Origin of the sequence: Streptomyces sp. NPDC094448, from assembly GCF_044763775.1 — a bacterium.
GTDB lineage: Bacteria > Actinomycetota > Actinomycetes > Streptomycetales > Streptomycetaceae > Streptomyces.
On the sequence record NZ_JBIWGU010000007.1, the window covers coordinates 130036 to 144362 of the forward strand.

A 14327-nucleotide genomic window follows, 5' to 3' on the forward strand; every position below is an offset into this window, starting at 1 on the left:
CACTCCCCCGGAGGAAGCGATGACGGTCACCCTGGCGGATGTCGCCGCACGTGCCCGGGTGTCCCCGGCCACCGTGTCCCGGGTGCTCAACGGCAACTACCCGGTCGCCGCTTCGACCCGGGAGCGGGTGCTCCGGGCGGTCGACGAACTGGACTACGTCCTCAACGGACCGGCGAGTTCGCTCGCCGCCGCCACATCCGATCTGGTCGGCATTCTGGTCAACGACATCGCGGACCCCTTCTTCGCCATCATGGCGGGCGCCGCCCAGGGCGAGATCGGGGGCCAGGAGGGTACGGGGCGCGCGGGCGGCGAGAAGCTGGCCGTCGTCTGCAACACGGGCGGCTCGCCCGATCGCGAGCTGACGTACCTCACCCTGCTCCAGCGGCAGCGGGCGGCGGCCGTCGTGCTGACCGGGGGTGCGCTGGAGGATCCGGCCCATATCGCGGCGATGTCGGCGAAGCTGACGAAGATGGCGGACGCGGGGACGAGGATCGTGCTGTGCGGACGGCCCCCGATGCCGGACAACGACGCACTGCTGGTGGCACTCGCGTTCGACAACCGCGGGGGCGGGCGCAAGCTGACGGAGCATCTGCTGGCGCTCGGACACCGCCGGATCGGCTATGTCGCCGGACCTGCGGAGCGTACGACGACCCGGCACCGGCTGGAGGGCCACCGGGCGGCCCTGCGTGCGGCCGGGATCGACGAGGACCAGGACCGGATGACGCTGCACGGCCCTTACGCCCGCCGGTCGGGCTACGACTCGACGCTGGAGCTGCTGCGGCGGGCTCCCGGTCTGACAGCGGTCGTGGCGGCCAACGACACGGTCGCGCTGGGGGCCTGTGCGGCGCTGCGGGACCAGGGGCTGCGGATACCGCAGGACGTATCCGTCGCAGGCTTCGACGATCTGCCGTTCTCGGTGGATGTGGTGCCGGCGCTGACGACGGTACGGCTGCCGTTGGCGGAGGCGGGCGCGCGGGCGGGGCGGCTGGCCATGGGCCGGGAGGAGGCTCCGCCGGGCGGTATCGCGACGGTCGAGGCCGAACTGCTGGTGCGGGCGTCGACGGCGCCGCCGCGCGGCTGAGCCCGGCCGGCCGCGGAGCCCGGCGCAGGTTCGGTGACGGTCGACGCATTGTCGATGGTTGGGGCAGCACCGGCGCGGGCATATCTTTGACTGAGTCAAAGAAATGAAGGGCGGTCGGTGTGGTGATTCAGGAGATTCGCGCGTTCAACCGGTTCTACACAAACCTCATCGGCGCCTTGGACTACGGCAGGCATCTCTACACGCCGTACACGCTCACCGAGTCCCGGGTGCTCTACGAGCTGGCCCACAGCCCGCGGACGGACGCGGCGGACCTGCGGGTCGAGCTGTCGCTGGACGCCGGGTATCTGAGCAGGCTGCTCGGGAAGTTCGAGCGTGACGGGCTGGTGGAGCGGGCCCCGTCCAGGGAGGACGGCCGGCGGCAGCGGATCACCCTGACGGGGCAGGGCAGGCAGGCCGCGACGCTGCTCGACGAGCGGTCCCGGGAAGCCGTGGGGACGCTGGTGGCGCGGGTGCCCGCCGGAGAGCGCGAGCGGTTCGTCGAGGCACTGCGGACGGTGCGCGAGGCCCTGGAGCACGCCCGGCCCGCCGGATCCGGAGAGCCCGTGCTGCGGGAGCCCGCACCGGGCGATCTGGGCTGGACGGTGTCGCGCCACGGCGCTCTGTATGCCGCGGAGTACGGCTGGAACAGCGAGTTCGAGGGCCAGGTCGCCCGGATCGTCGCGGATTTCGCCGCCGGTCACGATCCCCGCCGGGAGCGTGCCTGGATCGCCGAGCTGGACGGCCGCCCCGCCGGTTCGGTGCTGTGCGTCCGGGACGAGGCGCCGGACACCGCCCGGCTGCGGGTGCTGCTCGTCGAACCGGAGGCGCGCGGGCGCGGCATCGGGGAGCAGCTGGTCCGTGCGGTGATCGACTTCGCGCGGGAGGCGGGTTACCGGGATCTGGTGCTGTGGACCAACGATGTGCTCACCGGGGCCCGCCGGATATACGAACGCAGTGGGTTCACCCTGGTATCGGAGGAGCCGCACCACAGCTTCGGGGCGGATCTGGTCGGCCAGAACTGGCATCTGCCGCTCGGAGATCCGCAGGCGGTGCCGGGATGAGCCCCGGGACAGGGCCGCGAGCCGAAGCGGAAAGGGCAACGGGAACAGAGGCGGCGACGGCAGCGGGCGACAAGAGCGGGGACAGGCGGGGGAACGCGACCGGAAGCGGGCTCGGGGCCGGGACCTGCGCCGGGGCCGGGACTCGGGCCGGGGCCGCGCCGGGTGCCGGGGGGCCGGGCGCGGGGCGGGGATGGGCGTTCGCGTTCTCGACGCTAGGGGTGCCCGGGATGCCGGTCCGCGAGGTGGCCGCGCTCGCCGCCGACACGGGCTATCAGGGGGTCGAGCTGCGGGCCCATCCCGAAGAGCCGGTGCATCCGGGCATCGGCCCGGGTGCACGGGCCGCGGCGCTCGGGGAGTTCAGGCGGGCGGGTGTGGCCGTCCTGTCCGTCTGCGGTTACGCCCGGGTCGCGGCGGCGGGTCCGGACACCCCGGTGCTGGACGAGATCGCGGAGCTGGTGGAGCTGGCCCGGGATCTGCGGGCGCCGTACGTCCGGGTGTTCCCCGGCGGGGCCCCGTCGGACGGCGACGCCGACGCGGTGGCCGCCCGGCGGCTCGCCGCGGCCGTGGGGCCCGCGGAGAGGGTGGGGGTGCGGCTCCTGCTGGAGACCCATGACTCGCACCGCACGGGCAGGTCGGTCGCCCGGGTCCTGTCCCGGACCGGCCGGTCGCAGAGGGTCCCGGAAGCCCCGCCTCCGGGACCTTCGCCCGACCCGTACCGCGGGCCTTCGCCCGGCCCGAGCCGCAGACCTCCGCGCGAGCCGAGCCGCGGACTTTCGCCCGACCCGAATCCCGGCACGCACCCCGACCCGCACCCCGACCCGCATCCCGGCACGCACGCGGGGCTGTTGACCCGGTCGGGCGGTGGGGGCGGGGGCGGGCCGCATCCGGCCCCGGAGCAGGCGGCGCGGGCGGCGGCAGGGGCGGTCTGGGACGTGCTCCACACCTGGCTGGGCGGGGAGGCTCCGGCGGCGACCCGGGAAGCGCTGTCGCCCTTCCTGGGCTATGTCCAGGTCAAGGACGTGGCGTCCCGGGAGGATCCGGCGCCGCTGCCGCTCGGTGCGGGAGTCCTGCCGCTCGCCGAGGTCCTGTCGGAACTCAGCCGGCCGATGTGGCTGAGCTGGGAGTACGAGAAGCGGTGGGCTCCGGAGGCGGTACCGCTGCCGGAGCTGCTGGTGCCGGGGCGGGAGTATCTGGAGCGGCTGCTCGGGACAGGGAGGTGATGGTGATTCCGGCGACCAGCAGTGCGGCCGCCGTCCAGCCCAGGGCGCTAACCCGCTCGCCGAGCAGCAGCGCGGCAGAGGAGATGCCGAAGAACGGGACGAGCAGGGAGAAGGGAGCGACGGAGGAGGCGGGGTAGCGGCGCAGCAGATAGCCCCAGGCGCCGAAGCCGAAGACGGTGGCGCCCCAGGCGAGGTAGAGGACCGTCCCGGCGCCGCTCCAGTCCAGGCCGCGCAGCGCCTCCGCGCCCGCGCGCGGGCCCTCGAAGAGCAGGGAGAGGGCGAGCAGCGGCAGGACCGGCACCGTGCAGACCCAGATCATGAAGTTGAAGGCGTCGGGCGGGGCGGCCCTGCGGGTGAGCACATTGGACACGCCCCAGCAGACCGCGGCCGCGATGACCAGGACGAAGGCGGACATCGGCCCCGACGCTCCCCGGTCGACCGCGGCGAGCGCGATCCCGCCGATGGCAACGGCCATTCCGGCGATCCGCACTTTTCCCGGGCGCTCGCGCAGTACGACGGCGGCGATGAGGGCGGTGAAGACGGCCTGGACCTGGAGGACGAGGGAGGACAGGCCCGCGGGCATACCGCGGTCCATGCCGATGAACAGCAGACCGAACTTGGCCACGCCGAGGGCCAGCCCCACACCGATGATCCACTTCCAGGCGACCTTGGGCCGGCCGACGAAGAAGACGGCGGGGAGGGCCGCGACCAGGAAGCGGAGGGCGGACAGCAGCAGCGGCGGGAAGTGCCCGAGACCGATTTCCAGGACGACGAAGTTCACGCCCCACACGGCGGCGACGAGGACGGCGATGGCGGTATGTGCAGGACGCATGAAAGGAGGATCACCCAGGGCAACCATGTAGCACCAGCACGGATTTCTTTATGGTGGAATTCAGCATTGCTTAATCATTTCCTCTGGGCGAGCGCCGGGCCGCCGACCGCCGTACGCCGGCCCGGGGCACCCCGGGTGGGGGCGGACGGAAGGGAAGACCCATGCTCGACCTGGGAAGACTGCGGGCGTTGCACGCTGTCTGGGTGCACGGTTCGGTGGCCGCCGCGGCCGTGGCCCTCGGGTACACCCCGTCGGCGGTGTCGCAGCAGATCACCAAGTTGGAACGGGAGACCCGGACCACCCTGCTGGAGCGGCGCGGCCGGGGTGTCGCCCTCACGGCGGAGGGGCTCCACCTCGCCTTCACAGCACAGGAGTTGCTGGCGATCGTGGAGCGGGCCGAGACGGTCATGGAGGAGCGCCGGGGGAAGCCGGCCGGGCGGCTCACCGTCGCCGCGTTCGCCTCGGCGGCCCGGGGGCTGCTGCCGGGCGTGCTCGCCCGGCTGGAGCGGGCACATCCGGGGCTGGACGTCCGGATGACGGAGGTCGATCCGCATCTGTCCATCGACCTGGTCGCCCGCGGGACCACCGATCTGGCGGTGGCCCACGACTGGGACATCGCGCCGCTGCCCGCACCGGAGGGTGTGGAGCAGGCGGTGATCGGTGACGATCTGTGCGATCTGCTGGTCCCGGAGGGGCACCGGTTCGCCGGGCGTCCGGCGGTGCGGCGCGAGGAGCTGGCGGGCGAGCGGTGGATCTGCCAGCCACCGGGGACGGTCTGCCACGACTGGCTGATCCGTACGCTGCGTACGGCAGGCTGTGAGCCGGATCTGGTCCATCAGGCGGAGGAGAACCACACACAGCTCGCGCTGGTGGCTGCGGGGCTCGGCATCGCCGTAATGCCCCGGCTGGGTCGCGGCCCCCTCCCCGCGGGGGCCGTGGCGGTGAGTCTCGACCCGGTGCCGCGGCGGCGGCTGTACGCGCTCTGGCGGGCCCGTGCGGCCCGGCGTCCTGCGATCGGGGCCGCGGTGACGGCCCTTCAGAAACATTTCATCCGGCTCGACAGCACCCTCGCCCCGGCCTCTCCGCCGCCCTCCATACCCTCCGCCGCCATCTCGCCGGTCACCGCTCCGGCCCCCTTTGCGGCCTCCGCCCCGGATCGTCCCGGCGGCTGACGGGACCTCGGAACCGCCCGGAAGTGGCCGGATCCGCCCGTTGCACATGGCGCATTCATGCAGCGCCAAGGGGGGTTCAGGGGCGCCCGAAGGGGCTCGGACGGAGGCTCTGGACCCCCCGCTCAAAGGTCCAAACCATTAACACAGAGGTCCACACCACCGCATCCACAGAACCTTCACAAGTTTCACGATCTTTCACCAGCGGGGGCTCTCATACCGCTATGACCATTCATTTTTATACTCGCGGGTCTTATTGCCCTACCTACACATTGGCAGTTAGTTTCAGCTCCGTCCGAGGGATTCTGGACGTTTCCTTCAAATCCTTTGCCAGCAAGGCCGGAAGGAGCACCCCCACATGCTCGACCAGTCCCACCAGCCCGAACCCCTGCCGAAGGCGCGGGTCTCCCGGCGTACGCTCCTCGCCGCCACCGCGGTCGCGTCCGCCGTCGTCACCGCGGGAGCCGCACCCGCAGTGGCCGGAAGTACACAGCCCAGACCGGACCGCGACGCACGGCTCAAGCGGCTCATCGCCCGGATGAGCCTGGAGCAGAAGGTGGGCCAGCTCTTCGTCCACTGGTTCTCCGGCAACGACGCCCACAACCCGGCGCCGAACCACGCCGCGGACAACCTCGCGCGGACCGGCTACCGCACCCCCGCCGAGATTGTGAAGAACTACCACCTCGGTGGTGTCATCTACTTCGGCTGGTCCAGCAACGTCACCAACCCGCGCCAGCTCGGCGGGCTGTCGAACGACCTTCAGAAGGCCGCGCTCAGCCAGCCGAACTCCGTCCCCCTGGTGGTCTCCATCGACCAGGAGCACGGCGGCATCGTCACCCGGGTCGGCCTGCCGGCCACCCAGCTCCCCGGTGCGATGGCGCTCGGGGCCTCCGGCTCCCGCAGCGACGCCCGGACCGCCGCCTACATCTCGGGCACCGAGCTGGCCGCCATCGGCATCAACGAGAACTACGCCCCGGTGGCGGACGTCAATGTGAACCCGGCCAACCCGGTCATCGGCATCCGCTCCTTCGGCTCGGACCCGGCCGCGGCGTCCCGGCTGGTCGCGGCGCAGGTCGACGGCTACCAGTCGGCGCGCGTCGCCGCCTGCGCCAAGCACTTCCCGGGCCACGGCGACACCGCGACGGACAGCCACACCGCCCTGCCGGTGATCACCCACACCCGCGAGGAGTGGGAGCGGCTCGACGCACCCCCGTTCCGGGCCGCCATCAAGGCCGGGATCGACTCCATCATGACGGCGCATCTCCAGGTCGCCGCCCTGGACCCGAGCAACGACCCCGCGACGCTCTCGAAGCCCATCATCACCGGCATCCTCCGCGAGGAACTGGGCTTCGACGGAGTGATCGTGACGGACGCGCTCAACATGCAGGGTGTCCGCACCAAGTACGGCGACGACCGGATCCCGGTGCTCGCGCTCAAGGCGGGTGTGGACCAGCTCCTCTTCCCGTTCAACCTCCCGGTCGCCTGGAACGCCGTGGTGAAGGCCGTCAAGGACGGTGAGCTGACCGAGGCCCGGATCGAGGAGTCGGTACTCCGCATCCTGCGGCTGAAGGAGAAGCACGGTCTGCTGAAGGACCCGCTGGTCTCCCTCTCCCGTCTGGACCGTGTCGTCGGCAACCGCAAGCACCGGGCCGTCGCCGACCGGATCTCCGACGAGACCACGACTCTGCTGGTCAACAAGGGCGGTGCGCTGCCCCTCAGCAAGCGGCGCCAGAAGAACGTCCTGGTCGTCGGGTTCAACCCGGGCTCGCCCACCGGTACGGACCGGCCCGCGACCACCGTGGCGTCGGAGACGCTGTCCGGCCTCGGGTTCACCCCCACGGCCATCGGCTTCACCAGGAACGCCGACCTCACGCCCGCCGCGATCGACTCGGCCGTGACCACCGCGAGCGGCAAGGACGCGATCGTGGTCCTCACCCAGAACGTGAACGCCGACAGCCCCCAGCGCACCCTGGTCTCCCGCCTGGTCGCGACCGGTATCCCGGTCGTGCACCTCGCGGTCGGCAACCCCTACGACATCGCCCAGCTCAGCGGAGTGGCCGCCTCGGTCGCCTCGTACGGCTGGACCGAGATCGAGGTCCGTTCCGCGGCCCGGGTCATCGCGGGCAAGGTGGACCCGGAGGGCAAGCTCCCGGTGCCCGTGCTCCGCGCGGACAACCCCGCGCAGGCGCTCTACCCGGTCGGCCACGGCCTGTCGTACGACGACTGACGGCACCGGCCGGCCCGGTCCGGGGAGCGGCGGGCCGGTCGGCGTACGGCCGGCCGGGCCGCCGCCCCCGGACCGCCGACGGCCCCACCGGAGCATGCCGCCTCCGGTGGGGCCGTCGTCATGACGCAACCGCCGTCACAGGACAGCGGCCGGACCACGGGGTACGGCCCGGCCGAGGTGGCCGGGCCGTACCCCGTGACCGAGGCGATTCGCCGTCACGGACGCAGGGTGGGCTCCCGCTCCAGTTCCTGCTGGTCCAGCCGGACATCGGCCTTCGTCAGCCGCTTCGCCTTGGACTCGTCCTGCTGGACCGGCGCCGGGGCGACCCCCGCCCACTTCAGGATCGACGCCGTCGCCGCGGCCCGCTGCTCGGCTGGCAGGCCGTCGATCCGGGCACCGTGGTTGGCCCCGGGCACGGTGTGCACGAAGCTGTCGCGCGCGCCCTTGCCGAGCCGGAACGGCTCGGCGCTCCACGGGTCGTTCTCACCGTTGACGAACATCATCTGCCGGGCGTTGTTCCGCACCCAGTGGTCGACGTCCTTCATCGCGTTCTTCTTGAACTTCATCGGGATCTCCCGCGGCACGAAGTTCCGCGGCGGCTGGTAGCCGTACCGGCTCAGCCCCTTGAGGTGCGGCTGCGTGACGTCCGGGGAGCCCAGCTCCGTACCGGCCTGGTAGTAGTACGGCGTGTACCCCGACAGCCCCTGGTCCGTGTAGAACGAGAAGCCGGAGATGTCGTTGACGGAGTTCCACAGCTCGTCGTCCGTCGCCGTCTTCGCGTCCGGGACCGTGCCGCAGTCGGCGACCATGCTGTACTGCCAGAACGCCCACGTGTAGTCGAGGACGACCGCCTCGAACGCACGGTCCAGCGAACCGATCGTGTTGAAGGTGTAGTTGTTCGCCGTCGCGTACGCCGCGTACTTCGCCGACAGCGCGTCCCGCCGGACCAGCGCCTCGCGCTGGACGCCGTTCAGCTTGTCGCGGCACTCCTGGGTGCCCACGTTCTCCAGGAACCGGTCGTACGCCGAGTCCTCGTCGTTGTCGACGTCGTTCGGCGCGACGTAGGCGACGACGCCGTCCATGTCCCGCGGGTAGAAACGCTCGTAGTACGTGGCGGTCATACCGCCCTTGGAGCCGCCGGTGGAGATCCAGTTGCGGTCGTAGATCTTCTTCAGCGCCCGGTGGATCCGGTGCTGGTCGCTGGCCGCCTGCCAGATGTCCAGCTTGGTCCAGTCGGCGGGAGCGGGCCGCGACGGAGTGAAGAAACGGTACTCCATGGAGACCTGGTTACCGTCGATGATGGCCGTGGGCTCACTGCGCCGGGGGTTGGTGTTCAGTCCGTACCCGGAGGTGAAGAACACGGTGGGGCGGCTGGTGTCCTTGTGCAGCAGGGTGAGCCGCTGCTGGAAGGTCCCCTTGCGCGGATTGCGGTGGTCCACCGGCTGGGTGTAGTTGAGGACGAAGAACCGGTACCCGGTGAGCGGCTTCTCCTCGATGAGACTCATGCCGGGTATCGCGAGGATCCGGTCCTTGATGTCCGCGGTCGCCGGTGCCCCGGCTCCGGTGGCCGGCTCTGCGGCGGTGGCCGCACCTGCCGTCGCTCCGGTCGCACTCACGGTGCCGATGAGCAGCGCGAGAGACAGCACTCCTCTGAGCGCCTTACGCATGAACCCTCCCCTGGCTTCTACGTGGGTCGCCGTGAACCTAGCGGCGCAGACGGGGAACCCGCCAGACCCCAACGCCGATGACCTGGGAAAACTTTCCGCTGAAGGCCCGTGAACCGGGATTTTTCACTCCTGTTCGCGGGTTCCGGCGACAACTGATCCGGACGAACTGCGGGGCCCCTCTGCTCAGCACAGGATCCAGCCGGTGGAGCCGCCGTAGCCCCCGACCGCCCCGTAGGCCCGGACGCAGCGGTTGAGCGCGTGGACGGTCCTGGGGCCCGCCTGCCGGGTGTAGCGGCCGCGGTCGACGACGGGCCTGCCGCCGTGGGCCTGGATGGAGAGCACCATCTGCCGGGGGGTGCCGGGGGACTTGGCGTGGGTGATCGCGCAGGCGTACCGCCGGCTCTTGTAGACGTGGAGTTCACCGGTGCGGAACACGATCCGTCGGGCCAGCTTCCCGGAGCAGGGCCCGGCGGCCCGGACCTCGTCGGCGCCGGGGACGACGGCGAAGATCCCCTCGGCAAATCCGGGGGTACGGGGGTGGGGCGAGGCGGCCGCGGCACCACCGGCCCCGGAGACGGCCGCGGCACCACCGGCCCCGGCGGCCGGGCGGTCCGGTCCGGCGACGGCCGGGGGCGTACCCGGTCCGGCGAGGGTGAGCACGGTGACGGCCAGCAGCAGGGCGAGACCGTACACGACGGCCCCGCGCCCCCCACCCGTACCACTCCGTTTGCCCTGTTTGCTCCAGCCGCTGCGTGCCCGCCCGCCGGACCCCCTGAGACTCGTCACTGCTGCTTCCCCCTCCGCACCCGCGGCGTCACCGGACATCGGTCGTATGTGCGTACGACGCTCGGGAGCGGCGAAAGGGTTGTCACAAGACGGCGGTAAAGCCGTGAAAGAGCCGGAGGGCGCCGATCCGATTCCGGTGAGCCCGGTGCCGGTGGGCCCGGCGGCCCGGCCGTAGGAGCAGGGTCCGGGGCGGCCCCGGTGGATCCTGCCCGGCCGGGCCCGGCCCCCCGGGAGTTCGCTAACGCACCACGGCCGGAGCCGGGTTGCCGTCCTCGTCGGCGTCCGGCCGGGCGTCCGGCCCGCCACCGGGCCGGTCGTCCTCGCCGGTGAAGGTCCGCCACAGCCGGGCGTACCGGCCGTCGCGGGCGAGGAGTTCGTCGTGGGTGCCGTCCTCCGCCACCCGGCCGTCCGCCATCACGACGACCCGGTCCGCCCTGGCCGCCGTGGTCAGGCGGTGGGCGACGACCAGGGTGGTACGGCGCCCGGTGAGCCGGTCCGTGGCCTGGTTGACCTGCGCCTCGGTGGCGAGGTCCAGAGCGGCCGTCGCCTCGTCCAGGAGCAGGATGTCCGGATCGACCAGCTCGGCCCGGGCCAGGGCGATCAGCTGGCGCTGCCCGGCGGAGAGATTGCGTCCGCGTTCGGCGACCTCGTGCAGATAGCCGCCCTCCAGGGTGGCGATCATGTCGTGGGCGCCGACCGCCCTGGCCGCCGCCTCCACTTCGGCGTCCTCGGCGCCGGGACGGCCGTACGCGATGGCATCGCGGACGGTACCGGCGAAGAGGTACGCCTCCTGGGGGACGACGCCCAGCCGCCGCCGGTAGGCGGTCATGTCCAGCTGCCGCAGGTCCACTCCGTCGGCGGTGACCCGGCCCCGGGTCGGGTCGTAGAACCGGGCGACCAGTTTGACCAGGGTCGATTTGCCCGCGCCGGTCTCGCCGACGAAGGCGACGGTCTGCCCGGCCGGTATCCGCAGGTCGATACCGGTCAGCGCCCGCTCGTCCACGCCAAAGCCCGCGCCCCCCTCGCCGCCGTCCCCGGCACCGATACCGGCGGGAACACCTGAGGCGACACCGGCGGACGGAGCGCCGGCCCGGCCGCCGTATCCGAAGTCGACGCCCTCGAAGGCGATGTCGCCGCGCAGTTCCGGCACCGGCGCCGGCCGGGCGGCACCCGTGGTCGACGGCTCCTCCTCCAGCAGCTCCTGGATCCGGCCGAGGGAGACCGCGGCCTGCTGATAGCCGTCGAAGACCTGGGAGAGCTGCTGGACGGGGGCGAAGAAGAGGTCGATGTAGAGGAGGTACGCGACCAGCGCGCCGGTGGTCAGGGTGCCCGCCTCGATACGGCCCGCGCCGACGATCAGCACGGCCGCCGCCGCCACCGAGGCCAGCAGCTGCACAAACGGGAAGTAGACCGAGATCAGCCACTGGCCGCGGATCCGGGCGCTGCGGTAGGCGTCGCTTCCGGCGGCGTAGCGGGCCCGGCCCTGCTCCTCGCGGCGGAAGGCCTGCACGATCCGCAGCCCCGACACCGTCTCCTGGAGGTCGGCGTTGACCGTGCTGACCCGCTCCCGCGCCAGCTCGTACGCCTTCACGCTCTCCTTGCGGAAGAAGTAGGTGCCGATGACGAGCACGGGCAGCGTGGCGAAGACGACCAGCGCCAGTGAGGCGTCGATGACCACGAGGACCACCAGGACCCCGAAGAAGGTGACGACCGAGACGAAGGCCGTGACCAGACCGGTCTGGAGGAAGGTGGAGAGCGCGTCGACGTCGGTCGTCATCCGCGTCATGATGCGGCCGGTCAGCTCGCGCTCGTAGTAGTCCAGGCCGAGGCGCTGGAGCTGGGCGAAGATCCGCAGCCGGACCGAGTACAGCACGCGTTCACCGGTCCGCCCGGTGGTACGGGTCTCGGCGGTCTGCGCGACCCACTGCACCAGCACCGCGGCCAGTGCCAGCAGGGACGCCGCCCAGACGGCGCCGAGGGCCGCCTCCTCCACGCCTTGGTCGATCCCGTGCCGGATCAGGACCGGCAGCAGCAGGCCCATTCCGGCGTCGACGGCCACGAACGCCAGGCTGAGCAGCAGCGGCAGCCCGAAGCCGCTCAGCACCAGCCGCAGCCCGCGGCGCTTCGGATCGGGCCGGACGGCCCGGTCCTCGTCGATATCGGGGGTGTCGTCGGCCGCGGGCAGCGCCGCGACCTTGGCCAGCAGTTCGGGGGTGGCGTCCGGGGCCGGCCGGGGGGTGACGGTCTCGTCGCGGACCCACAGCCGGGGCGTGATGCCCCGCTCCGGGTCGTACGCGGAAGCGGCGTCGAGATCGAGCGGGCCGGGCCCGGTTCCCTCCTGGTCGGCGTCGAGTACGGGCGCGTGGCCGGGGGATATCCCGCCCAGTTCCTCCGGGTCGGTCAGCAGCCTGCGGTAGAGCGCGGAGCGTTCGACGAGTTCGTCGTGGGTGCCGATGTCGGTGAGCCGGCCGCCGTCGAGTACGGCGATGCGGTCCGCGAGGTTGAGCGTGGAACGGCGGTGGGCGATGAGCAGGGTGGTGCGCCCGGCCATGACCGCCCGCAGCGCCTCGTGGATCTCGTGCTCGACCCGGGCGTCGACGGCGGAGGTGGCATCGTCGAGGAGCAGCAGCCGGGGGTCGGTGAGGATGGCCCTGGCGAGGGCGATCCGCTGGCGCTGTCCGCCGGAGAGGGTCAGTCCGTGTTCACCGACCCGGGTGCCGTAGCCGTCGGGCAGTTCGGCGATGAACCCGTCGGCGCGGGCGGCGTGCGCCGCGGCGGCGATCTCCTCTTCGGTGGCGTCCGGCCTGCCGTACGCGATATTGGCGCGGACGGTGTCGGAGAAGAGGAAGCTGTCCTCGGGGACCAGGGCAATGGCGGAGCGCAGGGAGTCGAGGGTCAGCTCGCGGACGTCGTGGCCGCCGACGAGCACGGCGCCGTGACTGACGTCGTAGAAGCGGGGAAGCAGCAGGGAGACGGTCGATTTGCCGCTGCCGGATGCACCGACCACGGCGACGGTCTCGCCCGCGCCGATCTCCAGCGAGAAGCCGTCGAGTACCGGCGGCCGGCCGGATTCCGTCTCGTATCCGAAGGTGACGTCGTCGAATTCGACGGTGGCGGGGGCGTCCGCGGGCAGTTCCCTGCTGCCGTCCTTCAGCACGGGCTCGGTGTCGATCAGTTCCAGCACCCGCTCGGCGCCCGCCCTGGCCTGCTGGCCGACGGTGAGCACCATGGCGAGCATCCGGACCGGCCCGATGAGCTGTGCCAGATAGGTGGAGAAGGCGACGAACGTACCCAGGGTGATCTGGCCGCGGGTGGCGAGCCAGCCGCCGACCGCGAGCATCGCGACCTGCCCGAGGGCGGGGATGGCCTGGAGGGCGGGGGTGTAGCGGGAGTTCAGCCGGATGGTGCGCAGCCGTCCGGCGAAGAGCCGGCGGCCCGCGTCGCGCAGCTTCGCCGACTCCTGGTCCTCCTGGCCGAAGCCCTTGACGACCCGGACGCCCGATACGGCACCGTCCACGACGCCCGCGACGGTGGCGGCCTGGCTCTGCGCGTACCACGTGGAGGGGTGGAGCCGGGCCCGGCTGCGGCGGGCGACCCACCACAGGGCGGGGCCGACGGCCAGGGCGATCAGGGTCAGCGGCAGCGAGAGCCACGCCATGATCACCAGGGACACCAGGAAGAGCAGGACGTTCCCGATGGTCATCGGGAGCATGAAGAGCAGGCCCTGGATGAGCTGGAGGTCGCTGGTGGCACGGCCGACGACCTGGCCGGTGGAGAGTTCGTCCTGGCGGCGTCCGTCGAGCCGGGTGATCGTCGCGTACATCCCGGTACGCAGATCGTGCTGGACGTCGAGGGCGAGTTTGCCGCCGTAGTAGCGGCGGATGTACGTGAGGACGTAGACGACAAGCGCGGCAGCGATCAGCAGCCCCGTCCACAGGGCGAGGGAGCCCGAGCCGGAGCTGCCCGCTCCGATCACATCGTCGATGACGATCTTCGTGATGAGCGGGACCAGTGCCATGACGGCCATCCCGGCGAGGGAGGAGCCGAGGGCGAGGACGACGTTGAGGCGGTACTGCCAGGCGTACTGCCAGAGGCGACGCGCCCAGCCGGGAGCGGGCCCGGGTGCCGGGCCGGTCGTCCCAGGTCCCCGGCCCGGTCCCGGACCCTGCTCTTCAGGCAGGTCCGCCGCCTGCTGTTTCGCCCCTCGGGCCGCCACGTGATGCCTCCCCTTCGGTTCCGCCGGTCCGTCCGTACCGGTCCGCCGGTCCGTCCGTACCGGCGGAT

Annotated in this window: 8 protein-coding genes and 1 pseudogene; 5 read left to right on the forward strand and 4 right to left on the reverse strand. The window is 72.0% G+C overall.

Going from position 1 to position 14327, the window contains the following annotated elements:
• The first annotated feature begins 19 nt into the window (after nucleotides 1–19).
• The 3 genes from ACIQ9E_RS15355 to ACIQ9E_RS15365 all read left to right on the forward strand — a co-directional run bounded on the left by ACIQ9E_RS15355 (nucleotide 20) and on the right by ACIQ9E_RS15365 (nucleotide 3362).
• On the forward strand, nucleotides 20–1081 hold the full coding sequence (locus ACIQ9E_RS15355) for a LacI family DNA-binding transcriptional regulator (protein WP_403707027.1): 1062 nt from the start codon (nucleotides 20–22) through the stop codon (nucleotides 1079–1081).
• Nucleotides 1082–1200: 119 nt separating this feature from the next.
• A complete protein-coding gene (locus tag ACIQ9E_RS15360) occupies nucleotides 1201–2142 on the forward strand; it encodes a GNAT family N-acetyltransferase (protein ID WP_403707029.1) in 942 nt (313 codons plus the stop codon).
• Nucleotides 2143–2369: 227 nt separating this feature from the next.
• The gene (locus tag ACIQ9E_RS15365) at nucleotides 2370–3362 is read left to right on the forward strand and encodes a sugar phosphate isomerase/epimerase family protein (RefSeq protein ID WP_403707031.1); all 993 of its coding nucleotides are present in this window, start codon (nucleotides 2370–2372) and stop codon (nucleotides 3360–3362) included.
• Here ACIQ9E_RS15365 and ACIQ9E_RS15370 read toward each other — a convergent pair.
• Nucleotides 3256–4194, reverse strand: a pseudogene (locus tag ACIQ9E_RS15370) (EamA family transporter); the annotation flags it as partial. The gene ACIQ9E_RS15365 and the pseudogene ACIQ9E_RS15370 sit on opposite strands and share 107 nt — an antisense overlap.
• A gap of 161 nt (nucleotides 4195–4355) precedes the next feature.
• Here ACIQ9E_RS15370 and ACIQ9E_RS15375 point away from each other — a divergent pair.
• Both ACIQ9E_RS15375 and ACIQ9E_RS15380 read left to right on the forward strand, forming a co-directional pair.
• Nucleotides 4356–5366 carry a LysR family transcriptional regulator gene (locus ACIQ9E_RS15375; RefSeq protein ID WP_403707033.1) on the forward strand — a complete coding sequence of 337 codons (1011 nt, stop codon included), beginning with the start codon at nucleotides 4356–4358 and terminating at the stop codon, nucleotides 5364–5366.
• 355 nt (nucleotides 5367–5721) lie between these two features.
• A complete protein-coding gene (locus ACIQ9E_RS15380) occupies nucleotides 5722–7590 on the forward strand; it encodes a glycoside hydrolase family 3 protein (RefSeq protein WP_403707035.1) in 1869 nt (622 codons plus the stop codon).
• Between the two features lie 215 nt (nucleotides 7591–7805).
• Here ACIQ9E_RS15380 and ACIQ9E_RS15385 read toward each other — a convergent pair whose 3' ends face one another.
• From ACIQ9E_RS15385 to ACIQ9E_RS15395, 3 genes are all read right to left on the reverse strand, one after another.
• Nucleotides 7806–9257: a S28 family serine protease gene (locus ACIQ9E_RS15385; protein WP_403707037.1), complete on the reverse strand. Its 1452-nt coding sequence runs from the start codon at nucleotides 9255–9257 to the stop codon at nucleotides 7806–7808.
• A 183-nt stretch (nucleotides 9258–9440) separates the two neighbouring features.
• Nucleotides 9441–10043 carry a hypothetical protein gene (locus ACIQ9E_RS15390; RefSeq protein ID WP_403707039.1) on the reverse strand — a complete coding sequence of 201 codons (603 nt, stop codon included), beginning with the start codon at nucleotides 10041–10043 and terminating at the stop codon, nucleotides 9441–9443.
• A gap of 238 nt (nucleotides 10044–10281) precedes the next feature.
• On the reverse strand, nucleotides 10282–14259 hold the full coding sequence (locus ACIQ9E_RS15395) for an ABC transporter ATP-binding protein (RefSeq protein ID WP_403707041.1): 3978 nt from the start codon (nucleotides 14257–14259) through the stop codon (nucleotides 10282–10284).
• Nucleotides 14260–14327 lie beyond the last annotated feature (68 nt).

What these genes read in the sequence shown, in the direction of transcription:
- ACIQ9E_RS15375 (WP_403707033.1), top strand. Translation starts at nt 4,356, where the DNA reads ATGCTCGACCTGGGAAGACTGCGGGCGTTGCACGCTGTCTGGGTGCAC.
- ACIQ9E_RS15365 (WP_403707031.1), top strand. Translation starts at nt 2,370, where the DNA reads ATGCCGGTCCGCGAGGTGGCCGCGCTCGCCGCCGACACGGGCTATCAG.
- ACIQ9E_RS15385 (WP_403707037.1), bottom strand. Translation starts at nt 9,257, where the DNA reads ATGCGTAAGGCGCTCAGAGGAGTGCTGTCTCTCGCGCTGCTCATCGGC.
- ACIQ9E_RS15380 (WP_403707035.1), top strand. Translation starts at nt 5,722, where the DNA reads ATGCTCGACCAGTCCCACCAGCCCGAACCCCTGCCGAAGGCGCGGGTC.
- ACIQ9E_RS15355 (WP_403707027.1), top strand. Translation starts at nt 20, where the DNA reads ATGACGGTCACCCTGGCGGATGTCGCCGCACGTGCCCGGGTGTCCCCG.